We start from the raw sequence: 26093 nt of genomic DNA on the forward strand, positions 1-26093 counted from the left end.
TCCATAAAGGACGTCGCCCACCTATGTTTTTTGCTTTACCGGCCTCTTAAAACCAAATATGCACCAATGTTTATTTAGGTTAATTGACTCGGTAACGACATTTTTATTCTAGCACTATAAAAATACTTTTTCCGTTTCAATACTCCAAATTGATTTTGGTGATATTTTCCTTTTCGTAGTGAAAGGGAGAGGTCGGTTCTTATCTAGAATGCGACAGTCGAAACCGTATTAGCCCAGCATCAGAAACCGCTGCAGTCGCATTCTTCTTCTTCAACTTTATTACTAACCGGGAACAGGGCAGGAGGCCTGCTGCTTGTCAGCGCCGTACCCGTTCCATAACCAACAACACGAATGCGAAAATTACGCAAAGGGGAGCGGTATGCACTTATGCGATGCCGGCTTGCCCGCACATGGAAGAGATTTTTTTGCTCTCGCTACAACAGGAGCCGCACGTTATTTTGTTCTGCCATCTACTCTTTACTAGATAGTATAAAATTAACCGATCTATCTATGACTCTACATCTACCTATAGTATATAGGCGGGCGGCCGTGTGCCGCCTGCTGACGATCTTTGTGTTTTCGTTGTTTAGTAATCTAGTTCATGCCCAGGAGCCCCGCAAGGACAGCAGGGCCGATGGGCGGCTAGAGATCAGGCCATTAGTTCCAGGGCAGCCTATTCCCGAAGAAATATGGAACAGGACGTTCACCCTGCATTATTTCGATGGCGGTACGAAAGAAGTGAAGTTTAGTGACTTCCGGGGAAAAACGATCTTACTGGATTTTTGGTCAACTGGCTGCGTGTCGTGTATCAAGGGGATACCGAAGATGGAACGGTATCAGCGCCACTACAAGGATGAGTTGGTCGTTTTATTGGTGAACAGCAAACGGAACAAAGACACGCCGGAAAGGATAGCGAACCGATTCAAGGTCTATAAAGAGGTCAATAAGTACGTTCCGGAACTTCCGACCATACTGGACGATACCATCTTTACAGCACTTTTGCCGCATAATACTATCCCGAATATCGCGTGGATAAACCAAGATGGGATTTATCTGGCAAATACGATGAGCGGCTTAGTCTCGGAAAAGCAGTTAGAAGAGGTTGTAAAGACTGGAAATGCAAACCTCATACATAACGGTGTCATGGAGAACCACGGTCGGCGTACGGAAACACCGCCGTTAGTTGACACTGTCGGGTTAACCTCCGTATCCTTATTCGCCTCTTACATACCGAAATACCTTTCCGTTTATCCCAATCTGGTACACAAGAACGGTACGTCGTTTTATCAGTTTGTAAACCAGGACCTGGCTATGGTGCTATTTTTCGCCTTTGGAGAAGAGCTCGATGGGTATAGATGGAATGATTACGTATTCGAATCTGATCTAAAAGAAAACTTAAGAGACAAGGCACTCTTTGGAACGAGGAATGCCGATATGTACAGCTATCAGTTTTTTATTAGAGATTCTGTCGATCAGGCTACCGCACAAAAGATTCTGAAGGAAAATTTTAAAAGGACATTTGGATTTACAGTGGAACGAAAAACTGGCGTAGTAGATGTTTATCGACTGGAGTTGACGAAAGCGATTACCAATATCATGACGAAAAATGAAATGGCTATCGTGAGCGTACAATCAGCTGATTATCCGGTTATGTATGTTAATACACCGCTCTCGATCGTCGTAGGTAACCTTTATTATTGGCTCGATCGTCCCTTGGTCATTGACGACGCGGACAAAGAAAAAATGAATCAATTATATGTGGATCTCACCATACCGGCAAACTTTGATAAACTTCCGTTAGACGAACGTCTAGCATATCTAGAGAAACATGGTATCAAATTGATACCAACACGTACAACCAAAGAATACCCTGTGTTCATGCGAAAATCGATCTGAAATGAAAGCATATTGGTCTTTAATTATAACGATTTTATGGGCAAGCTTGTGCCAGGCACAGGAAAGCTCTGTAATATGGATAGAAGGAACGGTGCTCGCAAAAGACGATAAAACACCTATCCAACATGCCACGGTTTTTGCTAAAGTTCGGGATTACGGTGTATCAACCGCCGCCGATGGTGGATTCCGTATCCTGGTAAACAGCCCCGAAGATTCATTACGTATATCGTCGGTGGGGTTTCGTCAAGTAATGGTCGTCGCTTCTTTCTTCAAGGAGAACAAAACAATCTTTTTGGAGCGGGAAAAGAATACTTTAGAAGAGGTGGTCGTAGAAACAGGCTATCAGCAATTGCGATCAGGGGAATCCACAGGAGCCGCAGAAGTATTGGATAAGGAGATGCTGAATGTGCAGACGGGTACCAATATACTAGATCGTCTGAATAACATGGCGTCGTCCGTTCGTTTTGATAATCAACCGATAGAGAATGCCGACTTACAGAAACTCAATATATCCGTTCGTGGGCTGAGCACTATCAACGGTGCTCGGGACCCTTTGATAGTGCTGGATGGATTCATCTATGAAGGTGATATCAATAATATCGATCCAAACAGTATCGAGAGCGTATCTATATTGAAGGATGCCGCCGCTAGCGCGATATGGGGAGCCAGAGCGGGTAATGGCGTGATTGTCATGACTTCTAAGAAAGGTGCTCTTGGAGCCGCGAGTACAACCAAAGTATCGCTGAATAACACCTTGATATGGAAAGAGCGTTCCGATTATGGGCAACTCTATCAACCGGAGAATCGAGATTTTATTGAGATCGAGCAGATGTTGTATAACGAAGGTTTCTATACACGCCAATTATCCCGATCTCCGTTTACGGCTGTTACGCCTGCCATAGAGATATTCCATAACAGGCAATTGGGACGGATTTCAGCAGCAGACTCGGCCCAGATGATCGAGCGGTTAATGACGGGGAATGGAAGGAAACAATATATGGACAATTTTCTAAGTACACCGCTTATTAACCAACATGCACTTTCAATAACGGGTGGTAACCCCAAAAATGCATATGGATTTGGGTTGGGCTATACGGGAGACCGTAATGAAAATGAAGGACAAAGCAGAAAGCTGAATATTCAGCTATCAAACAGCTTTAAGCCAACGGACAAATTACAGCTGGATGTATTAGTACTTTTTACAAATCAGCGGGAGGAGAGCGGAAAACCGCCATTTTCATCTTTCACTTATGGAAACAAGGCGGTTCCCTACATGTCATTCTTTGATGAAAATGGAGCTCCTCAGCCTTTTGAAAAGGAATATCGCCGATCGTATATGCAGGAGATGTTCGGCGAAGGGTATTTGGATTGGGATTATTACCCACTTTCCGACTATCTGTATTCCCGGACAAACCGGCAGCTCAACGAATGGTTTGCCTCCTTTCGTACACAGTACCGTATCACCCCGTTCCTTGATGCGAATGTCTCGGTCCAATATCAGAACCAACGAAATGAGCGGGTGACGTTGGATGAACAGCAAAGCTATTTTGCTAGAACGTATATCAATCAGTATATGCAGGTTGATCCGAATACGGGTTTGAAGACATATCCCGTACCGATAGGAGGTATAAGGAGTTCCGCTATAAATAGTGGAGCATCCTACACCGTTCGGGGTCAATTAAATTTCGATAAGCTGTTTGCTGATCATAAGATTGTCGGTATGGCAGGGGTAGAGGCAAGGGAAAACAAGATCAATGGACATACCGTAACGGCCTATGGGTATAAGGAAAATCCGCTGATAGCTGTTCCGGTCAATTACGCGGATACCTATACGCTTACTCCTTCGAATAGAAGCCGAACCATTGCGGGAGCACCGGGTTTTTCCCAGCTGACTAATCGCTTTGTGTCTATGTACACGAATTGGAATTATGTATGGCGGCAACGATATGGCGCATCGGCAAGTTTCCGTCAGGACGGCGCGAATATCTTTGGCGCGGCGACCAACGATCGATGGTCGCCATTGTGGTCGGTAGGCACGTTCTGGGATGTGCGGCAGGAAGAATTTATGAAAATAGATTGGGTTGATCAGTTGAAGCTTCGGATCACATACGGGTATAGTGGCAATGTGGATCTAAGGAAAACACCGGAACCTGTCGCGAACATAGGGGGGAGTATGTATACCAACTATCCCGGACAGGTTATCGGTATGTTGAACGATCCGAATCTGCGATGGGAAAAGGTCGGGACGAGCAACTTCGGCGTAGATTTTTCGTTTCTGAACAATCGTATTCACGGTACAATGGATTACTTTATTAAGAATGGAAAAGACCTGTATGGTCTTTCGGAGTACGATTATACGGTCTGGGGACTGCAGGGGACGATCACTAAAAATGTTGCCCGAATGCAGACAAAAGGTTGGGATTTGGTACTTAATACGCGTAACCTCACACAAGGGTTTAAATGGGATAGTCGCTTGGTGCTTAATGTGAATAAAAATAAGACAGTAGAATATTACAATTCACTTAACACGGGGCTGGCATCATTTCTCGGAAATGCAAATATGATTTCTCCGGTTGTCGGCAAGCCATTATATGCACTTGCAGCCTACCGTTGGATGGGGTTGGACAACCAAGGCAATCCGCAAGGCATATTAAACGGAGAGACGAGCACGGATTATTACGAAATTCAGAACCAGTCATACCTCAATTCCGAATCCAGTGGAAGTATCGTATACTTTGGTTCGGCTAAACCGGAGGTTTTTGGTTCGCTAATGAATACGTTCTCTTATAGCGATTTTAGTCTGTCGTTGAACGTCAGCTACCGGGGAGGTTACTTTTTTAATCGGCCCGTAACATGGTATTACGATCTCTATAACCGCGGCATTGCTTTTCCAGATTTCGAAAGGCGTTGGTTAAAAAGCGGAGATGAGCTCATTACTGATGTTCCCAGTATACAATACCCGCTCGATGGAAGTAGGGATGCATTCTACGCAAATTCAGAAATAAATGTATTGCGGGCGGATCACCTCCGGTTGGAGTTCGTATCGCTTCGGTGGAACCATCGATTGAAACTATCGGGACGTACTTATGATATACGGTTGTACACGAATGTAAACAACTTGGGATTGCTCTGGACGCTAAACGACGATGGTATAGATCCTGAATTCCCTTACCAGATTACACCGCCACGCACATATTCCGTAGGCGTTCAGTTTGACTTTTAAAGTAAAAAACTATGAGACAGAAATTGAATATATATATCAGGGGCATTGCATTGAGTTTACTTTTTGCTTTTGTCGCCTGCAATAAATTTCTAGATGTCCAGTCCAACAGTGGATTGGAAGTACCTAATAGTCTGGAAAGCTTTCAGAAATTGCTGGACGCTTCAGGTTTCATCAACATGAATCTTTGCTCTTATGGCGAGATTTCAGCGGATGATTATTTTCTGGAAGAAAACACTGTAAACAGGTTATCCAACGTTTTTCGCCCCTTTTATTATTGGGAAGGTTTTTCTTACTTCTATGGAAATGATTGGGCGACAGCATACATTCCAGTCTACACGGCAAACTTAGTGCTGGATAAGTTAGGTGACATTGAGCGCACACCGGAGAATGCGCTGGAGTGGGATAGGATCAAAGGTAGTGCATTGTTCTATCGTTCCACACAATTCTTAAGTTTGGTCTGGACCTTTGCGCATGTATACGATGAGTCCAGTGCGTCAGAAGATTTAGGAATTGTACTCCGTAAGACGTCAAACCCGAACGTCCCATCAGAACGGGCAAGCGTTGCAGAATGTTACGGGCAGATTCTGCATGATTTCAAAGAAGCTTTGGCATTACTTCCGGAGAAAGCAGATCACGTTATGCGGCCATCAAAAACAGCATGTTTAGCGAGTTTAGCAAGGACATACCTGTCGATGAGTGAATTTGATTCCGCCTATGTGTATGCGGATCGAGCGCTGGCGATAGAGAATGCGTTACTAGATTTTAATGATTTGGCGGACGTAGCCGTAGACGCCGCTATTCCATTCACCCGGTTCAACAAGGAAACACTCGCTTATTTTGAACTGATATCATCGAACCCACAGTTGCATTTTAACAATTTATTGGTAGATACCACGTTATATTCATTATATGAAGACATTGATTTGCGCCTTAAGGCTTATTTTGTCAAGAATAATAATGGTTATGCCTCATTTAAAGGTAGCTATACCGGAGATCAACGGCTTTTCGGCGGCCTCGCAACCAATGAGCTATTTTTGATAAGGGCAGAATGCCTGGCGAGGTTGGAACGTCCGGCGGAAGCATTGGCAGATTTAAATAGACTTCTTAGCAAGCGGTATAAAAAAGATTTGTTCGTCCCTTATTCGAGCGTGGATGGGAAAGAACTTGTAGAGTTGATATTAACGGAAAGAAGAAAGGAGTTGGTCTTCCGTGGATTGCGTTGGATCGATATCAAACGTTTAAATAAAGAAGGGCATAATATTGTATTAAAGAGAAACGTGGGATCTAAAGAATATACCTTATTGCCCAACGAAAATAGGTATGCGCTGCCTCTACCTGAAGATATTATCCGGCAAACAGGAATGCCGCAGAATCCGAGATAAAGAGAGAATGGCAGCCGACAAACGGGCTGCCATTCCTCTTTTTTATTCGCTTCTGTTAATAGGATTAAACAGCGTTTGGCTGCTCCCGCCTGTCCGGGTTGGTGTAAAACCGGAACTTGTACTTGAAGCTCCCAATTGGATTTTAGACGGATCCAATTGGCCACTTGCTGTTAGATCTGTTTCATCAACGATCATTGAACAGGCAAGTTCATTTGCATTATTGCAATTTTCATCATTTGGCTCATCAGTCCATAGTGATTCATTGGAAACCTGTGACGCATTGGCCGGATTGCCATGAAAATAGATCGTGACAGGAGCGAGCGGTTTTCCCGTTTTATCTTCGGCCATTTTAAATGCCGAGAACCCGACTATAGTTGCCATGGCTACGATGGCCATGGCGTTCTTTTGAAGAATTGATGTAATTTTCATATAATGGCCTTTTTTTTACGCTTAAAAAAAGTTTACCGCAAAAAACGCTATGTTTTACGTTTATGGGCTGCGCCGTTTCTTTTACGAGGCGGCGCAGCCTATTTTAACCTCGGTGGCATTTTCTACGGCAACGCCACAAACGTATAATTTAGGTTTACGCGCACCGGCCTGCCCGGGAAGGGCGCAAACTTCTTTGGAAAGCGTTTTCTGAGGATGATTATGGCGTGGTACACCGCCACGGCCCTCAGCGGCACGTGACGGCGGAATCCTATGGCGGCCCTGGGGCGTCCCCGCCCGCTCATGGAGATGGATGGGCCGGTGGTATACCAGCCCAGGATAGACAGGCCGAGGAGCCCGAGGTTGACCGCCAGATGCCATGTCCAGGACAGCCCGCTAAATACCGACGCGCATCCGCACGGACGCTGCACATACAAGCCGGCGACACCCAGGCCTATGTAGATCGTGAAGATAAGCAGCAGCAGGGCGGACAGCAGGAAGGCCGGGCGCCGGCGCTGCAGCACAAAGAGCATGGCGATGCCCAGCTCGGCCAGCGGCAGGCTCCAGTACAGCACATCGGCCCACCAGTCCGGAAAGGGCTGCCGCAGCAAGGCCGCCCGAAACCGTGCCGGCGCCCAGAGCTTGTCCAGCGACACATACAGCCAGAAGACAATATGGAAAACCTGCAGAGCGGCTGGGGCGATATGGTTGAAACGGTTCTTCATGTGCAGCGGTTTTTAGCTGTGCTGTTGGCACGACAATTTTAGGTCACTTTGTGTGGGTAACTATTTGGTTGTCAGTGTTTTATTTGATTTTTTTCTTGCTTTTTCTTTTCTGGTTATGTACTTTTGTTTTAACTAATTGATTATTGATTCTTTTCTATAGGTTACTTGCACACGTAGCACCGTCGTACCTGATATACATGAGTTTTATTTGTAAGTAGCTGATGCACAGTCATAAAAAATTATTGTTTATGGTAAGAGCATAGCCATGAAAGAAGAAAACGGACATAGCATTGGGGATCTGTGGAGAGGATCGACCGAACGGCCGGGTGGAGCGTTGGAGGCTGTCTATGCGCGCTACCGTAGGCCGCTGCTCCGGTACGTACGTTCCGTGATGGGCGATAGCGTGGACGATGAACTCGTGAAAGATGTGGTGTCCGAAACACTGATCGTGTTGTGGGAAGACTGGGAGAAGATTTCCGGGCTGGAGGAGCCCTACTTTTGGATGATGCGCGTAGCGAAGAACAAAGCCCTGCACCGGCTGCGCGAGGCGAAGCGGCATAGGAAAGTGCCGCTCGACGGATACGAAGACCTTCCGGCCGACGAGCGGGCCGACAGGGAGCTCCTGAAGGCGGAGCTGAAACAGCTGATAGAGCAGGCCTGCGAGACGCTGACGCCGGCAGAGCGTGCGATATTCGTGGGATCCAAGATTGAGGAGCTGACCAACGAAGAGCTGGAAAAGCGGTATAAGCTGGCAAAGCAGACGGTGCGGAACAGGCTGTCGCAAGCGCTCAGGAAGGTGCGGGTGGCACTGAGCGAACTACTGGGTGTGGTATTATAGTAAAGCATATAGCGAGTATGGGGATGGTTCAAAACAGAGATTACGTTAAGGGGCTGCTGCGGAAGAAGGTGGAAGGCCGGCTGACGCTGCCCGGGCGGGCGGAGCTGATCGTCGCCCGCGAGATTCATGGCGAGGAGGCATTTGACCGCATGGAGGCCGAGGTGCTCCTCGAGCTGGGCAGCGCGCTGCCCAAAGATCGGCTCGAGGGCTGGGCGCCCGACTTCGCCGCCATACGTGCTGCAGCGGCACGGCGGAGAGAAGGCCACGCCGCCCGGCTGAGGCGCAACGCGGGATGGGCTGCAGCAGCGGTGCTGCTGCCGTTTATCGGCCTGCTCATGTACTGGTATGGGGCACGTGAGCCTGCACCCGACTTGCTGCATGGCCCCTGCGCTGGCCTGTCACGCGATGTGGAGGTGCCGCTCGCCGAGTCGGCACTGACCGTCGTCTGGGACGACGACCGGCATATGGAGGTGGGCCCGGGGGAGCATGGCGAAATACTGCGCTACGGCGCCCTGCAGCTTTTCCGGACCGCCGCGGGCACCTTACAGCTGCGGCAGGCCCGCAGCCAGCAGACGGACACCGTGCCGGCACACAGCGTCATGCTGATGACGGGCGCGCAGCAGCAGGCACTGGTCGAGCTGCCCGACGGCACACGCATACGCCTCAACGCGCAGTCGGCCCTGCGCTACGACCCCCAACGGCCGGAAGGGGAGCGCCTCACCGTACATGGCGAGATGTATGTGCAGCGGCCAACGGACATGCCCATAGCGCCGCTGCTGATCGGCACGGCGAACGGCGTGGTTAAAGCATTTGAAGGTGGCTTTGCGCTGTATGTCGGACGGCAGATCACACGGGCGGCGGCGCTCGACGGGCGCCTGATCCTACTGGACAGCGCCCGGACGCACGAGGTGCTGCTCGACTGTTACGGGGCGCAGGGGGCCGTGACCCGCGTGGCGGCGGCAGGGCAGGAGCTACCGCGCGATACGGTAGCGTATGAGGGCGTGGCCGATCCGGACGACATCCTCGTCTGGACGAAGGCTGTACGCCGCTATGTCGATACGCCCCTGCCTGTATTCGTGGCGCAGATGAGCCGCTGGTATGGCTTCCGCGTGAAGGACTATCGCTGCCTGCCGGCAAGCCGGCGTATCACAGCAACGGTATGCTACCGCCGGGATGCGGAGGCCGTCTTTGCGGCCCTGCGGGAGGCCGGCGTGCTGCTCTATGAAAGCCGCGGGATGATCAGCTTCTGCCCGGAGGATGCCGAAGGCCGGCGGCCCTCCGGCGGCATGCTCGCCCTCCGCAGGAAGCAGGCGCAAGCACCGGCAAAAAGTAAATAGGTGGATGCGCGAAGCCGCCATCTGGTCGTGTCCGTACCGTCCTCGCTGAAGATGAGGAGAGCGTAAGGTTTTGTGTAAGGCTATGTATTCAGCCGTGGGGTTAAACGTTGGCTTCCCCGTCGGCCTCAAGGCTTGAAAACCGTTTGCCGATGACATCCCGCAGCTTCTCGGCATGCGCATCTCCCCATTCGCCGATGGCGCCGATGACAGGTATCAGGCTTTTACCTAATGGTGTGAGGCTGTATTCTACTTTCGGCGGAACGACGGGATAGACCTCACGTGAAATGAGCTCATGCTGCTCCAGCTCTTTCAGCTGCATGTTTAATACGCGGCGTGATGCATCTGGTATTTTGCGCTGCAGCTCGCTGGGCCGTTGATGTCCCTGGTCAATGAACCAGAGCAGGCGCATCTTCCACTTGCCGTATAGTACCTCGCCGATCAGGTCCAGTCCGCAGTTTAAATTGGGGAGTATCTTTCGCTCATACATACAGCAAAGGTAAGGCTATGGGCATATTCCTGCAATAGGCCCTGGGCAACAACGTGGGGAAGGTTGTGTCACCTTCGTTCCTCAGGGCAGATAGCAGATGGCAGATGGCTTATGGCAGATGGCTTATGGCAGATGGCGAATGGCTATAAGCCGTAAAGTCGTTGGTTTGTAAAGTCGTAAATCGAAGGTGTAAAGTTGTTGATTTGTAAGCGGCCTAACTTCTAACTTCTCACTTCTTACTTTCCACTTCTCACTACTCAAATCTCACGTCTAGAATCTGACTTCTCACTTCTTTATAGCCCCTCAACCCGGGGCGGGGTTTTACTTGGAAGGACCCAAGTAAACAAGGTCCTTCGGCCGAGGTTCTTGATGCTACCGTACCTTATCCTAGCCTAAACCGTTCCAAACTCACTTCGTTCAGACAAGGAACGGTTCTTAACGGCTATTATGGCGGCCCGCTGACGCAGTCGAACCGATGCCGGTCCTTTCCCCACGCACAAGGCTGCCTCGCTATGGCATAGCGGCAAAGTCGTAAAGTGAGAGGCTAATAGCGGATGGCTAATGGCAGATGGCTTATGGCAGATAGCAGATGGCTAATGGCAGATAGCAAATGGCTAATGGCAGATAGCAAATGGCTAATGGCGAATGGCTATAAGCCGTAAAGTTGTTGATTCGTAAAGGCCCGAGCTCCTAGGATGAACCGAAAATTACTTCATCCCTAGTTTCTAACTACTCAAATCTCACTACTAACATCTATCTTCTCACTTCTCCATACTAACTACTCAAATCTCACGTCTAATATCTGATTTCTCACTTCTTTATAGCCCCTCAACCCGGGGCGGGGGTTTTACTTGGAAGGACCCAAGTAAACAAGGTCCTCCGGCCGAGGTTCTTGATGCTACCGGGCCTTATCCTAGCCTAAACCGTTCCAAACTCACTTCGTTCAGACAAGGAACGGTTCTTCACGGCTATTATTGCGGCCCGCTGACGCAGTCGAACCGATGCCTGTCCTTTCCGACGCTAATAGCAGATGGCTTATGGCAGATGGCTTATGGCAGATAGCAAATGGCAGATGCAGATAGCTAATGGCAGATGGCAGATGGCGAATGGCTATAAGCCGTAAAGTCGTGGATTTGTAAAGATGTAAAGGCCCCAATGGCTAATGGCAGATGGCAGATGGCAAGTGGCTATAAGCCGTAAAGTTGTTGATTAGTAAAGGCCCGAGCTCCTAGGATGAACCGAAAATTACTTCATCCCTAGTTTCTAACTACTCAAATCTCACTACTAACATCTATCTTCTCACTTCTCCATACTCACTACTCAAATCTCACGTCTAATATCTGATTTCTCACTTCTTTATAGCCCCTCAACCCGGGGCGGGGTTTTACTTGGAAGGACCCAAGTAAACAAGGTCCTTCGGCCGAGGTTCTTGATGCTACCGTGCCTTATCCTAGCCTAAACCGTTCCAAACTCACTTCGTTCAGACAAGGAACGGTTCTTCACGGCTATTATTGCGGCCCGCTGACGCAGTCGAACCGATGCCTGTCCTTTCCGACGCTAATAGCAGATGGCTTATGGCAGATAGCAAATGGCAGATGGCTATAAATCGTGAAGTGGTTTTTGATAGCAACGAGCGTCATCTAACCATTCTAACCCATCTAACTACTCTAACTCCTAATAATAGCCGTAAAGTCGTTGATTTGTAAAGATGTAAAGTGAGAGGCTGATAGCGGATGGCAGATGGCGAATGGCTATAAGCCGTAAAGTTGTTGATTCGTAAAGATGTAAAGTGAGAGGCTGATAGCGGATGGCAGATGGCGAATGGCTATAAGCCGTAAAGTCGTCGATTTGTAAAGTCGTGAGGTGAAGTTAGATGAGTGAGATTTCTCACTTCTGATTTCTCACTTCTAATATCTATTATTGCGGCCCGCTGGCGCAGTCGAACCGATGCCTGTCCTTTCCGACGCACAGGGCTGCCGTGGAATAAAGTCAACCTCTTGCTTTAATAAGATTGCCTCGGTATTCTGCCCCGTAAATTAATCCTCTCTCGAGCCATCGTCGGCCATACGCACAATTTTAGGTACGAAGGTGGCCACAACATCTACAAGGTCCGACTGGGCCGACATGACGGTATGGATATCTTTGTACGCCATCGGGGCTTCGTCCATGCCTGCGCCAAGCAGCGTGATGCCATAGTCGCTGAGCATGGTTTTCAACGCCGTGGGCGACAGCGTTTTGATGGCCTGCGTACGGCTCATCAGGCGTCCGGCCCCGTGGGAGGCGGAGTTGATCGAAGCCTCCTCGCCTTTGCCGCGCACTAAAAAGCCCGGTGTTGCCATGGAGCCGGGGATTATCCCCATCGTTCCACGGCTGGCCGGCGTAGCTCCTTTGCGGTGAACGATGACCTCTTCGCCGTCAAACTGCTCCTTCCACGCAAAGTTGTGGTGGTTCTCCACCTTGGCCAACAGCCCGGCGCCAAGTGCCGTCCTGATCTTATCGTGGATCACCTCATGGCAGGCCGACGCATAGTCGCCTGCGAGGTTCATGGCCAGCCAGTACTCCTGGCCTTCGGCCGTGTTGAGGTCCAGATAAGCCAGATTTTGGGCCTCGTAGGGCAGTTTGCAGATCTCTTTTGCCAGCTTCGTATAATGGCCTGCTATGGTAGCGCCCAGTCCGCGGGAACCGGAATGCGTCAATAGGGCCAGATACTGCCCGCGCCCGACGCCTAACGCATCGTCGCCCGCAGCAAACTCGATAATGCCAAATTCCACGAAATGGTTTCCGCCACCCGATGACCCCAGCTGTGTCCACGCTTTGTCTTTCAGCGACCGGATGAAGCCATGGGTCTTAAACAGCTCGTTGTCCAGCACAGGATGGTCTACGCGCTCGTGCCGTTGGTAACCGTTGCCCGCGCCAAAGCGCGTATTGTCCATGAGCACCTTCTTCAGTTTGTCGTGGTGGGCTGCGATGTAGCTGTCGGGCAGATCGAATACGGACAGCGCCATGCGGCAGCCGATGTCTACACCCACGCCGTAGGGAATGACCGCGTTGTCTGTTGCAAGGACGCCGCCGATAGGCAGTCCATAGCCTTGGTGCGCGTCGGGCATCAGGGCGCCCGCCACCGTTACGGGTAGCTTCATAGCCACCTGCATCTGCTTTTTGGCTCCCTCTTCAATGTGTTCCGCGCCGTATACGGTGTAGCTGTCCGGTGCGTCCTTCAAGGCGACCGTCTCGCGCTCAATGGTGTCTATTTTCAACAAAACCTCGGCCAACGGGTGAAAGATCTTATCGTCAAGGTACGACTCCGGATTATGCAGCACATCCCTGAATTTGTCCAACATCTGTTCGCGGCTGTAGCCCAGCCTTTTTTTGTTGATCTTCAACGCGACGCCCATGGCGTGGTTTTCTTTATATCCTAAGGCAATCAGATCGTTGCCGTTGATGCGCTTGTTTTCCATAATTTTCTGTTTTGCTGACGTGCAAGTCGATATTCATCAAGATACACATTACTCTTTATTGCAAGGAACAACAACCTCTTTCCGTTGTTCTGCTTTTTTCCAAAAAGTGGGTTGAAGATATTTTGATTGCGCTAATCGGACGGACGCCGCTATGATGAGCACCGCCTCCGGCCTTGGTGGCGAAACACACCTACTTCACAGGTCGGAGAAGAGAGGCGGATAACCGAAATTCTTCATGTTCGGGCAAACTTATCGCAGCGGCCGGCTGTTATTTACCACAGAAGTGGCTAAGGGCGGGCCCACGAACGCCATTAACAATAAACACGATGAATAATCAACAACATATGAAACATTTCAGCTTCTTTATCTTTCTGCTTGCAACCTTCCATATGGCTTTTGCGCAGGCACAACGGCCTGTACTGGATATTATGCTAACGAACTATGCTTACCCCTTTGAGGTGCACTACCTGGAACTGAACAGTCAGAACCAACGGCTCAAGATGGCCTATATGGACGTCCGGCCGGAAAACCCGAACGGCAGAACGGTGGTTCTGATGCATGGCAAAAATTTCAATGGCGCCTATTGGAAAACCACCATCGACGCGCTGACGCGGGAGGGCTATCGTGTCGTTGTTCCCGATCAGATCGGCTTCGGAAAGTCGTCGAAGCCCGTGGGCTATCAGTTTACGTTCCAGCAGCTGGCCCGGAATACCAAAGCTGTTCTCGACGAGCTGCGCGTCGACAGGATCGCCCTGCTGGGCCACTCGATGGGAGGGATGCTGGCCACGCGGTTTGCCTTGATGTTTCCGGACATGGTCGACAGGCTGGTGCTTGAAAATCCCATAGGTCTGGAAGACTGGAAGCTGGTGGCGCCGTATGTTTCGATTGATCAGAACTACCAGAACGAGCTGAAGGCCGATTATGAAACGACGAAAGACTATCAGCTGAAATCGTACTACGACAACCAGTGGAAGCCGGAATACGATGAATGGGTATACCTGCTTACCGGATGGACCAAGCACCCCGAATATCCGGTGGTGGCAATGAACAACGCGCAGACCTCGGACATGATATTTACACAGCCCGTCGTATACGAGTTTTCCCAGATTAAGGTGCCTACGCTCCTGATCATCGGGACGCGCGATAGGACGGCTATCGGCAAAAACAATGTGAAAGATCCGAAGGTGGCGGCCAGCATGGGCCAGTATCAGCTGCTCGGAAAGGAAACGCAACAGAAAATCCCGCAATCGCAGCTGGTCGAGCTGGACAACGTCGGGCATCTCCCGCACATCGAAGCCTTTGACCGGTTTATGAAGCCGCTCGTGGACTTTCTAAAACAGCAGTAATTCCGCGCTGTATTATTTCGTGTTCAGCCGGGTTGTCCGACATGGGGCGCTGGAGGATATCAGTTCCGTTTAAGTTTTTCGTTGAATACCTTTTTGAACTTGTCAAGCTTTGGTTTGATGACAAGCTGGCAGTACGGCTCCTCTGCATTGTTTGAATAATAGTTCTGGTGGTAGTCTTCGGCACGGTAGAAAACAGTGTAAGGGTTGACTTCGGTAACTATTTTCCGATCGTAGGCGCCTTCTTCGTTTAACCGTTTAATATAATACGCCGCCCGCTCCTTCTGATGGGCATTGTGATAAAAGATAGCGGAACGGTATTGTGTGCCAATATCGGCGCCCTGCCGATTGAGCTGCGTGGGGTCGTGGGCTACAAAAAAGGCCTCCAGTAGCTCGTCATAGGAAATATGGGCCGGGTCATAAACAATACGACAGGCTTCGGCATGCCCCGTTTTACCCGTGATTACCTGGCTGTACGTGGGGTTTGCGACGTGTCCGCCGGTGTATCCCGAAATTACCGTATCGACGCCTTCCAGCTGTTTAAACTGCTCCTCCACGCACCAAAAACAGCCGGCCGCAAACGTCGCGGTATCGGTACCGGAGCTAGCGGTGCGGCTCGTGGTGTCGCCGCTGGCGGTGCCTGAATGGGTTTGTGCACACGAAATTGAAAGTGCCATGAGCGCGGCTATGCAGAGGTTAATGCTATATACGAGGCAATTTGAGCGTTTCATGACGAGATGTGTTGACCGTTTAAAGTTACTCTTTTTTAGGGAATTTGAAGGCGTACGCCACTTAATTCAACAGGCCGTGTAAAAGTTGAGCGCAATATCACAAAACAGGATAATGTAAAAAAAAAATATTTGTCCTATTTTTATGTGCTACATTTGAACAAAATTTGAACATATGGGACTAGAATCGTATCAGATAGAAAAGGTGGAAAGTGTGACAATGGCAGATATTGTCGAAAGAAGACTGCTCGACTATTTTAAGAAAAACGCGTTCAAGCCTGGAGATGCTATACCGAAGGAACTGGAGTTGGCAGAAGCACTCGAGGTGAGCCGCAATGTCGTGCGGGAAGCCTTGAGCAGATTGAAGATGCTTGGTATGATCGAATCCAAAAAGAAGCGCGGGATGGTGCTTTCTGAACCTGACATATTTGGCGGTTTTGAGCGGGTGCTGGATCCACTTATTTTAGAGCAGCAGACGTTGCAGGACCTGTTCGAACTCCGGATGGTACTGGAAATGGGGCTTGCCGATTTGATCTTCCGGAGAAAAACAGACGGGGATGTAGCTGAACTGGAAAGGATCGTTCAGAAAAGTACCAACCAGAATAAAGCTTCGTTCAAGGTTAAGCACGAGATTGCTTTCCATGGCAAGCTGTATGCAATGACGGGGAATGCCACCATCATGCGGTTCCAGAACCTGCTTCTGCCTATTTTCGAATATGTTGTCGCCGAGGAAGAAAAATTGCACGGTGTTCCGCCGATAAGCCATGTTGGACACGCCGATCTCGTACAAATAATAAAAAATGGCACACCCCAGGAATTTAAGGAAGCGATGCGGATTCATCTTAGCCCGCACTTTGATCGGCTAAGTTAAACTCCCGGCCGCTCCCCGGAAACATTGACTACCCGTGCGGCATGTGTTCGAAGTCTGCCGCGATATCGGCTGAAATGTCTTCTTGAGCCCCGTCGAAAGATACATTTCGGCCGTTTTTATTGTCTGCGACTAAGCCGAAGACCCGCCACACCCAGAGCCCGCCAATATACTAACCAACAAAAAGTTAAAGAAATACCCTAAAAATTTGCAAGTCTGCATTTTAATACTTTATATTTGTTGTTATGTTCTACATAAGTATTAAATAACCAAGTTTTAAATCATTTAAAAATCTGATTATGAGGGGATCAGTTTTAAAGAAATTATTTTCTTTTTTCATGTTATCATGTTGCCTTGTGCCGCTATTCGGCCAGGTCCGGGATCTCTCGGGACAGGTGAAGGACAACGAGGGAACTCCTGTGGAAGGGGTAACCGTAACGGGGAGCGGCTCGTCGACGACGACGTCGGCGGACGGCATGTTCTTATTAAGAGCGCAGCAGGTGGGCGCCCAGGTCGTGTTTTCCGCGATCGGTTACCGCAGGCATGTGGTGAACGTTCCTGCAACGGGACGTCTCGACATTGCGCTGACCAAGGAGCAGACCGACCTCGACGAGGTCGTGGTTATTGGCTACGGCGAACAGAGCCGTGCTACCGTAACCACATCCGTCGGCAAGGTCGACGCCAAGGAGTTTGCAAATGCGCCGGGACAAAATCCCTTGTTGCAGATGCAGGGCAAAGTGGCCGGTGTCTCGCTGCAGGTTTCTAATGGACAGCCGGGTGCCAATCCGCAGATTTTTATCCGTGGAGGAAGCTCTACGTCGCCAGAGGGGGATGCGCCCCTGATGATTGTCGACGGTGTCGTCGGGACGATGCGGAATATCTCCGATTTAAACCCGGACGACATCGAGTCGATGCAGGTGCTCAAAGATGCCGCATCTACAGCCATATACGGCGCACGGGCCGCCAACGGCGTAATTATCATTAAAACAAAATCCGGAAGTGCCGGAAAGCCGACCATTAATTTTAAGATCACGCCTGCACTCGAGCAATTGAGCAAACGGTACGACTTTGCCAGTGCCCGCGACTATATTTATATCAGCCGGCTCAATACCCACAAGTTTAATAAGACCAACCCGGAGATGTTCCTTTCGAGCGGCGCCTATGGGATGTCGACCGGCAATCCACGTAACAGCAGGAACACGCTGGCTTTCCTGGATACCTACCTGCAGGAATACGGTCAGGACTATGTTGCCGACCTGATGGAAAACCACGGTTGGGAAACGATGATTGACCCCGTGACCCAAAGGCATCTGATCTTTAAGGAAACCGACTATCAGGACATGACCTTTCAAAACGGCCGTTCTACCCAATACGATCTGAATGTAAGCGGCGGGGGAGACCTCGGTAGCTATTATCTTGGACTGGGACACAACAACCAGGCGGGTACGGTGGTCGGTACGGAATATAAAAACTACAGCGCGCTGTTCAATGGCGAATATAACCTAAACGAAAAGATGAAGCTGCGTTCGAATTTTTCATACCAGATGAGGAGCTCCAACGCACCATGGAACTATCAAAATGTCCTGTCGCGATCGATCACGATGCCGTTTACCTATCGCGATTACTACGAAGATGGATCGCCGGCTCCGGGCGAGGGGCCAGCGAATTTCCGAAGCCGCCATTATGAGGTGTACTATAAAGAAAAATATAACGATGTAAAGGTATACAGGACAACGATAGGACTGGGACTGGATTATAATATCCTACCGGGACTAAAGTTTGCTCCAGCTTTATACTACAACACGACGGAAGGTATCGAGAACTATTTTGAAGCTTCCAATGAAACAAACCGCAACCGGAACGCGAGTGCAGTGCATGAACAGTTCCGTAAAATTCAGGCCGATGCCCTGCTGACCTACGACAAACGCTTTGCCGAGCAGCACCATATTAATGTGTTGCTGGGGTCTAGCTATATCAACGACCATACGTACCATATGAGCGGCAGTGGCTATAATGCGCCTACAGACTACATTCCTACGTTAAACGCCACGGAACCGGAGACGCAGCGTATCACGACAACGAAAGCAACCGACGTTATTATGAGTTACTTTGGCCGTGCGGACTACGACTACAAGGCAAAATACATGCTGTCGGCGAGTTTCCGTGTGGATGGTTCGTCGCGGTTTGCGGAAAATAACCGGTGGGGCTTCTTCCCGGGTTTCTCTGCAGGATGGAACCTGCATCGGGAGAGTTTCTGGCAAAGCCTGTCGCCGTATGTAAATCAGATGAAACTCCGTACCAGCTGGGGACAGACCGGTAACAATGAACTGTCGATAGCAGATGCCCAAGGCCAGTATGCCGCAGGCTTCCCTTACGACGGCGCAGTGGGAATCAATAATTCCGTATTGGCCAACCGCAATCTGATCTGGGAAACCACGACTTCGTTTGATGTTGGGGCAGATTGGGGCTTCTTTGGAAACAGGCTGCAGCTAACTGCCGAATACTATAACAAGGTGACCAGCGATCGCCTTTTTATGAGGCCATTATGGTCGTCCACAGGATTCGCTTCGATACGAAGCAACTTCGGCTCTATTGCCAACCGCGGAATCGACCTGCAGCTTTCGGGCCAGCCCATACGGAGTGAGCATTTTAACTGGGATCTGGGATTCACGTTCTCGTTTAACCGGGCAACCGTTGTTAAGATGCCGGAAAATCAGGAGGACAAGAATCGCAGCGGCGGAAACTTCGTCTGGGATACCGACAGACAGGAGTATGTCAAGGTCGGCGGATTTGCAGAGGGAGAGCGGTTTGGTGCACGGTACGCTTATCAGATGATCGGTGTGTACAGCACAGACGAGGAAGCATTAAACGCGGAAGAAGATGTGGAGGCTAACGGAAGGCAGAAAGTGGGCGGCGACGCCATCTGGTACGATAAGGATAGAAATGGTATCATCGACTACCGTGATATGGTGTTCATGGGGTACATACGCCCCGATAAACAAGGCGGAATGGTCAATACGCTGCAGTATAAAGCCTTCACGTTCAGATTTGTGGTAGATTATGCCATAGGCCATGTTATTGACAACTCCTGGAAGGCGCGGGTCATGGGCAGCGCACGGAACAACAACATGATAATCAAGGACGTGATGGGCGATAACGTGTGGAACGAGCAGGGCGACGTAGCGGAAATCCCGCGCTACACCGTGCAGAGCGATGCGGATTATAACTTCCGGAACCACTTACGGAATTCAAACGGCATAGGTGGAACATCGGGATATAGCAGCAACAACTCCTTGTATTATTCGAAAGGAGACTTCCTGGCGTTCAGGGAGCTGTCACTATCTTACCAGTTTCAGGGCGACTGGCTGAAGAAGGCGCGCGTTAAGGGGTTAAATCTGACAGTTGCGGCTTTCAACCTCGGCTATTGGACATTCTACGATGGTCTTTTCCCGGAAATTTATAAGGGGAATGATCAAGGCGAATATCCAAGACCAAGGCAGTTTAATGCGGCGCTCTCGGTGACATTTTAATGAAGGTATTCAAAAACATATATATCATGCGTTTTAAAAATATTTTGGTTTTAGTTTGTTCCATCTGTCTGCTGTCGGGCTGCGATAGCATTCTGGATGTGGAACAGGAGTCGGCCATCATTGGTAATGGCTTTTGGAATGCTCCCGACGACGTAAACGGTTACCTGACCGGGATTTATAATAGATTTCGCGGTGGCAGCGGTACGGGAACGAATGGGGTGATGAACACGACTTATTGGTTGGAAGATCGGGGCGACGCTTTTGAGCAGGGTTTAGAATCGGGCGTAACGCCCGCCTGGCAGCAAAACCTGAACAACGCCAATGCACCAAACTGGCTGGAGCTGTATGAAGTGATTCAGCAGTGTAACATGCTGCTTAAATATGCGCCTACCATTACGTACGTAAACGAGCATGATCGGAGCAGGGCAATGGCTGAGACGTTGTTCATCCGCTCGTATGTGTATTTCATTCTGATCCGGACGTTCGGCGATGTCCCGTTGGAGCTCGAACCTACGGAAAGCGACGACAAGCAGCCGTTGCCACGGCTGGCCGCTGCGGAAGTGGCGGAACGCCTACTCGCAGATCTGGATCAGGCCATTGGGCTTTTCCCGGAAGAGGGCGTTCGTGATAAGTCGAGGGCATCTAAAGCCGCCGCTCACGCTTTAAAAGCAGATTTATGCCTGTGGAAGGCTAAGGTGCTGCAAGGAAATCAGCAAGATCTGGAGCAGGCGCTGCAGTCGGTACGCATAGCGCTCGCTGCTGTATCCCCCATGGCTGAGTTTGGCGATATCTTCGCCACCGACCGCAAAAAGAACGCAGAGATATTGCTTTCTCTGCACTTTCAACGGGATGAGAAGTCTGACCACTATAGCAGCCGCCTGAAACCCCGGAACATTTTTGTGCAGAACGCGGTCAACGCCGCACAGATACCGTATGCCTTAAACGGAGCACGCAGCGTGTACGCTCCCAGTAACAAGCTGATTGAAGCCTTCGCTGCATATCCACAGGATAAAAGGACAAATGTATCCATCATCAGGGCTGTAGCCGCAAATGGAAGCACAATCGGTGTGTTCGACAACAAGTTCCGCGGAACCAGTTTTAGCGACGACCGCCATTACGATAACGATATCATTATCTACCGCTGGGGAGGGCTGCAGCTGCTACACGCAGAGGCCTTAGCAGCGCTCGGACAGCTGGAGGAATCGGTAAAAGCCCTTGATGCGGTACGTCAGCGCGCCGCGGTAGGCCCGTACACTGGCCCGATGGCCAAAAGAAGCATCGAGGAGGCTATTTTAAATGAATCATTTAAAGAGACCTACCTGGAGCTGAAACGTTGGCCGGATTTGGTACGCTTTCACTTTGGCGGTACGATAGATGCCTACGAGGAGGTTCCTAGCCTACAAGGAAAAAATATACCGCTGTTTTTTCCGATACCGCAGGCACAGATCGACCTGAACCCGCTGCTCGAGCAGACGGAAGGCTATTCATTTTAATTTCGACAACCATGAAAACTAACAATTATATACGAACGATAATGGGGTTGATAATCGCCTGTTTCCTATCTTATTCCTGTGACGGCGAACTGGGCGAGCGTATCCCCGACGATTATTTTGACCGTGATAACAATGAGCTGGATGCACCCTATATCTACCAGAAAGGCTATAAAGATTATGCCTGTTATCGGATCCCAGCGCTGGTGAGGACGAATAAAGGCACGTTGCTGGCTTTCGCAGAGGCGCGGAAGGACAACTGTGCAGACGACGGCAACATCGACCTCGTGCTTCGTAGGTCCATGGATAACGGGGAGACGTGGGATGATATGTCTGTTATCTGGGATGCAGGCGATAATACCGCCGGAAACCCCGCTCCCGTGGTCGACGAAGTGACGGGAGAGATTCATCTGTTGATGTGCTGGAACAACGACCGTGTGTATGTTACACGCTCGGCAGACGACGGCGTTACGTGGACAGAGCCTAAAGACATCACGGCTTCCGTTAAAAAAGACAACTGGACGTGGTACGCCACAGGCCCCGTTCATGGTATACAGCTTAAAAAAGGCGAGCATGCGGGCCGGCTGGTCATTCCGTGCGACCATACCGGGAATGCACATACTATCTATTCTGACGATCACGGCGAAACGTGGAAACTAGGCGGTATTCCTTCCCATCCTGTCTACAAACCCAATGAATGTACGGTGGCGGAAGTTTCCAACGGTGATCTGCTGCTGAACATGCGCTGTCCGAACAGCGATAAGCGCAGACTACTTTCAAGGAGCACAGACGGAGGGCTATCGTGGAGCTCGCCCGAGGTGCATCAGACATTGATAGATCCTGTCTGTCAGGGAAGCATGCTTACCTTTACCGATACCGACAATAGGTCGATATTGTTGTTTGCCAATCCGGCCCACGAAACGCGCCGCCGGAACATGACGCTGCGCGTGAGCTACGACGACGGGCGAACCTATCCGAAAGAGCAGCTGCTGTACGGAGAATTTGCGGCATACTCAGACATGGCCTTGTTGGACCCTGATAACCTCGCGATGCTTTATGAACGCGGTGTGTCAGATGCAAATGAGGGGATAGCGTTTGAAGTCATATCCTTGGATAACCTTAAATAACGAACCTGATGAAGATGAAAACAATATGGAATGTGGTCGTGTTGTCGCTCCTTAGCGTGTCCATTCTTTCGTGTAGCAAAGAAGAGGCTGATCTGGGGCCGTTACAAGCAGACTTTACAGTGGATAAACAGGAAATTGCTGCCGGCGACTCGGTGATGTTTTCGGACCGGTCTCAAGGGATGCCGTCCCGGCTGCAGTGGATATTTGAAGGCGGATCGCCCGATACGTCGATACTGGCTAACCCAGCCGTCGTTTACGAACTTCCGGGTACATACAAGGTTACGCTTGTGGCCACCCGGGGAGATGCTTCCCATGAGGTGGTTCGCGAAGACTATATAACGGTGGGCTATGGCCCGCTGACAGCCGATTTTGCGACAGCAAATACGACGGTATATATTCAGGAGGAGATTGCCTTTGCAAACCTGACCAAGGGCGTGGCAACGTCTTGGGAATGGGTATTCAAAAGCGCAGATCATGAGATTAAATACACCGACCGCGAACCGAAGGTGGTGTTCGAAAACCCGGGGGTTTACGATGTGACCCTTACTGTTTCAAATCCGGGATACAGCGATAAAACAGAGAAAATAGGCTATTTAACGGTCTTAGATCCCCGGGATCTAAAAGCTGATTTTGATGCGGCGTACAGTACGGTTCCGACAGGATACGACGTGCGCTTTTTCGACGCATCTATCGGTTTGGCGGAAAGCTGGCACTGGGAGTTTGAAGGTGCGTCGTCCGGTACGTCGAACGAAAAGGAACCGGTCGTGCGTTATGCCGCTCCCGGAATGTACCGCGTCAAGCTGACCGTATCCAACGAATACACAAGTAAGACGGTGGTGAAAGAAAAGGCCATCCGTGTGGTCGACAACACCGATCTTGCGCTGCTGATTCCGTTTGACAGGAACGTAACCGACTTGTCGGCAAATGCATTGTCGCCGCAGGTGCAGGGCGAGGCGCCATCGTTTAACGGTGCCGACCGGTCGGGGGCAACCGGAAAAGCGGCTTCCTTTGCCGGGGCCGGTGGTTTGGTGATACCGGACCACGATGCGCTGAACTTTTCGAATCGTAATTACACCATATCGGTATGGGTGAGATCCTCCAATACGTCGAGAATGATGGTATGGCAGGAAAGCGGTAAGAACGGAACAGGAGACAATCAGACGTGGCTCCGGCTCGGGGATAATACGACCGACAGAAAGATGCGATTCAATACCGAGGATGCCACTGGAGGTTTTATACTGAATAGCGACCGTTCTGTCACGGACGGAAAGTGGAACCATGTTGTCTGTGTACGCAATGGCAACCGGTCGTCAATCTACGTCAACGGTGCGCTTGTTCGGGAGGGAACCACGAACACCGTTAAGGTCGTTTCCAACGGGGCGCCGTTTAAAATTGCCCTGCAGGAAATGGTAGCCGGATTTGATAATTATTTTAAGGGCGACCTGGATGATCTTATCATCTATAGGAAGGCGCTGAGCGAAACAGAAGTTAAATCACTATTTGAATATTAAGGATGAGTAAGTTACATGTACAGTTCGTTATAGGTATCTGTGTCCTCCTGCTTGACGTGTTTTCCGGCGGGTGGGTATGTGCAAACGGAAGAGGACCTGAATATATCGAATTCCAACGTCAGGTACCGGTCGTCATTGCCCAGGAGACCATCGTCTCCAGGATTAAAGTCGATGGAAAAAAAGGACAGCGTCTGCAGGAAATTGTTCTACAGCTGCAGGCGGATGCTGCTGCGGGAAATGTGGGGGTGTCTATTTATTATGCGAAATCGGATACGGCATTCCGGAGCAAAGCAGCCGGGGAATGGTCGCTATTCGCACGTAAAGAGCTGCGACCTGGCAGCTCAGCGGTTATAACCGGCGATGCGGTGTTGGACGGCGGAGAATCTTATTTCTACGTGGCGTGCACCTTGCCGCCCACATGGAAGCTGGCCGACACATTTATGTTGAAAGCCGGGCGGATCCGTGTGGCAGGAAAAAACTATAAACCGGAGACAATAAATCAGAGGACGTTCTATCCCGCTGTGGCGGTACGGCGGCATAATCAGGACAACGTACACACATCGCGGATTCCGGGCCTGGCCCGCACAAAGACAGGAGCCTTGCTGGCGATCTTCGATGCACGGTATGAGAGCGCACGGGACCTGCAAGGCCATATGGACATAGGCTTGCACCGGAGTGAAGACGGTGGACAGACGTGGAAGCCTATGCAGATCGCTATGGATATGGGCGAGTGGGGCGGGCTGCCGCAGAAGTTCAACGGCGTGTCGGATGCATGTATTCTGGTGGATAGCACCAGCGGTACCATATACATTGCCGCAACGTGGATGTACGGTGTGTTGGACGATAACGGGAAGTGGATAGAGAACCTGCAGGACACAAGCACGGTCTGGAATCACCAATGGCGAAAGAAAGGGTCGCAGCCCGGTTTCGATGTTAAGCAGAGCGCGCAGTTTATGCTGGTGAAGAGCACCGACGATGGCAAGACGTGGAGCAGACCTGTAAATATTACGCAGATGGGAAAAGAGCAGGAGTGGTGGCTATGGGCACCGGCGCCGGGCAACGGCATCACCCTGCCGGACGGTACCCTCGTGTTTCCTACGCAGGGACGCGACCATACAGGCAAACCCTTTTCGAACATCACCTATAGCACGGACGGAGGCCGGACGTGGAAGTCGTCTGCGAAGGCAATCGATGTGGAAGGCGGAACAACCGAGTGTGCCGTAGTTGCACTACCTAGCGGCGAGCTCATGCTCAACATGCGGGCAAACAAAAACCGGGATAATTGGGGGCCAGATAATGGGCGGGCTGTCAGTGTGTCGTCTGACCTGGGAGTTACGTGGAAGGAACATCCCACTTCTTTCCGCGATTTGCCGGAGCCGACCTGTATGGCCAGCTTGTTCCGACACGACATAGCTTCGGCGGACGGCAGTAGGTCGATCTTGTTTTTCTCGAACCCAAATCACAAGTCCAAAAGAATCCATATGACATTGAAAGCAAGCCTGGATGGGGGGAGCACGTGGCCCGAGGAGCTTCAGCTGCTATTGGACGAAGGGAGCAGCAGGGCATACTCCTGCATCACCTCCGTCGATGAGGCCTATATCGGCATTTTGTATGAGAGCAGCCAGGCAGATATGGTGTTCCAGAAGTTTGCGGTAGCAGATTTAATAAATAAAGCGGATAACAAGTAAGCGATTCAACCGCAGGATCTCGAAGAATAAATTAGA

Annotated in this window: 17 protein-coding genes; 12 read left to right on the forward strand and 5 right to left on the reverse strand. The window is 50.3% G+C overall.

Annotation, left to right across the window (positions count from 1 at the left end; all coding sequences use genetic code 11):
- Positions 1–510 precede the first annotated feature (510 nt).
- The 3 genes from BC792_RS04055 to BC792_RS04065 are packed head-to-tail and all read left to right on the forward strand — an operon-like array spanning position 511 to position 6501.
- Entirely contained in the window at positions 511–1896 is a 1386-nt protein-coding gene (locus BC792_RS04055) for a TlpA family protein disulfide reductase (protein ID WP_170249947.1), read from the forward strand.
- Position 1897: 1 nt separating this feature from the next.
- Positions 1898–5119 (forward strand): SusC/RagA family TonB-linked outer membrane protein, encoded by a 3222-nt coding sequence (locus BC792_RS04060; protein ID WP_148907716.1) that lies wholly within the window; start codon positions 1898–1900, stop codon positions 5117–5119.
- A gap of 11 nt (positions 5120–5130) precedes the next feature.
- A complete protein-coding gene (locus BC792_RS04065; protein WP_148907717.1) occupies positions 5131–6501 on the forward strand; it encodes a RagB/SusD family nutrient uptake outer membrane protein in 1371 nt (456 codons plus the stop codon).
- Between the two features lie 42 nt (positions 6502–6543).
- On the opposite strand, the gene BC792_RS04070 is transcribed toward BC792_RS04065, so the two are convergent.
- Entirely contained in the window at positions 6544–6930 is a 387-nt protein-coding gene (locus BC792_RS04070; RefSeq protein WP_148907718.1) for a hypothetical protein, read from the reverse strand.
- A gap of 122 nt (positions 6931–7052) precedes the next feature.
- On the reverse strand, positions 7053–7652 hold the full coding sequence (locus BC792_RS04075) for a MauE/DoxX family redox-associated membrane protein (RefSeq protein WP_148907719.1): 600 nt from the start codon (positions 7650–7652) through the stop codon (positions 7053–7055).
- Positions 7653–7917: 265 nt separating this feature from the next.
- Here BC792_RS04075 and BC792_RS04080 point away from each other — a divergent pair, with 265 nt between their 5' ends.
- Positions 7918–8490: an RNA polymerase sigma factor gene (locus BC792_RS04080; protein WP_148907720.1), complete on the forward strand. Its 573-nt coding sequence runs from the start codon at positions 7918–7920 to the stop codon at positions 8488–8490.
- Positions 8491–8507: 17 nt separating this feature from the next.
- On the forward strand, positions 8508–9827 hold the full coding sequence (locus BC792_RS04085; protein WP_170249948.1) for a FecR domain-containing protein: 1320 nt from the start codon (positions 8508–8510) through the stop codon (positions 9825–9827).
- A 100-nt stretch (positions 9828–9927) separates the two neighbouring features.
- Here the strand turns inward: BC792_RS04085 and BC792_RS04090 are convergent, their stop codons facing one another.
- Positions 9928–10314: a winged helix-turn-helix transcriptional regulator gene (locus BC792_RS04090; protein WP_148907722.1), complete on the reverse strand. Its 387-nt coding sequence runs from the start codon at positions 10312–10314 to the stop codon at positions 9928–9930.
- 2036 nt (positions 10315–12350) lie between these two features.
- Positions 12351–13772: an RtcB family protein gene (locus BC792_RS04095; RefSeq protein WP_148907723.1), complete on the reverse strand. Its 1422-nt coding sequence runs from the start codon at positions 13770–13772 to the stop codon at positions 12351–12353.
- A gap of 326 nt (positions 13773–14098) precedes the next feature.
- Here BC792_RS04095 and BC792_RS04100 point away from each other — a divergent pair, with 326 nt between their 5' ends.
- Positions 14099–15118, forward strand: coding sequence for an alpha/beta fold hydrolase (locus BC792_RS04100; RefSeq protein ID WP_246154840.1), 1020 nt, complete (start codon positions 14099–14101; stop codon positions 15116–15118).
- A 59-nt stretch (positions 15119–15177) separates the two neighbouring features.
- On the opposite strand, the gene msrA is transcribed toward BC792_RS04100, so the two are convergent.
- A complete protein-coding gene (gene msrA / locus BC792_RS04105; RefSeq protein WP_148907724.1) occupies positions 15178–15846 on the reverse strand; it encodes a peptide-methionine (S)-S-oxide reductase MsrA in 669 nt (222 codons plus the stop codon).
- A 172-nt stretch (positions 15847–16018) separates the two neighbouring features.
- Here msrA and BC792_RS04110 point away from each other — a divergent pair, with 172 nt between their 5' ends.
- The 6 genes from BC792_RS04110 to BC792_RS04135 all read left to right on the forward strand — a co-directional run bounded on the left by BC792_RS04110 (position 16019) and on the right by BC792_RS04135 (position 26057).
- Positions 16019–16714, forward strand: coding sequence for a FadR/GntR family transcriptional regulator (locus tag BC792_RS04110; RefSeq protein ID WP_148907725.1), 696 nt, complete (start codon positions 16019–16021; stop codon positions 16712–16714).
- A 296-nt stretch (positions 16715–17010) separates the two neighbouring features.
- The gene (locus BC792_RS04115; protein ID WP_148907726.1) at positions 17011–20241 is read left to right on the forward strand and encodes a SusC/RagA family TonB-linked outer membrane protein; all 3231 of its coding nucleotides are present in this window, start codon (positions 17011–17013) and stop codon (positions 20239–20241) included.
- Positions 20242–20267: 26 nt separating this feature from the next.
- Positions 20268–21734, forward strand: a complete 1467-nt coding sequence (locus tag BC792_RS04120) for a RagB/SusD family nutrient uptake outer membrane protein (RefSeq protein WP_211357472.1) — start codon at positions 20268–20270, stop codon at positions 21732–21734.
- 11 nt (positions 21735–21745) lie between these two features.
- A complete protein-coding gene (locus BC792_RS04125) occupies positions 21746–22858 on the forward strand; it encodes a sialidase family protein (protein ID WP_148907727.1) in 1113 nt (370 codons plus the stop codon).
- An 8-nt stretch (positions 22859–22866) separates the two neighbouring features.
- Positions 22867–24369 carry a LamG-like jellyroll fold domain-containing protein gene (locus BC792_RS04130; protein WP_148907728.1) on the forward strand — a complete coding sequence of 501 codons (1503 nt, stop codon included), beginning with the start codon at positions 22867–22869 and terminating at the stop codon, positions 24367–24369.
- A 2-nt stretch (positions 24370–24371) separates the two neighbouring features.
- Positions 24372–26057: a sialidase family protein gene (locus BC792_RS04135; RefSeq protein WP_148907729.1), complete on the forward strand. Its 1686-nt coding sequence runs from the start codon at positions 24372–24374 to the stop codon at positions 26055–26057.
- Positions 26058–26093: the final 36 nt, after the last annotated feature.

It is taken from the genome of Sphingobacterium allocomposti (assembly GCF_008124885.1).
Taxonomy (GTDB): Bacteria; Bacteroidota; Bacteroidia; order Sphingobacteriales; family Sphingobacteriaceae; genus Sphingobacterium; species Sphingobacterium allocomposti.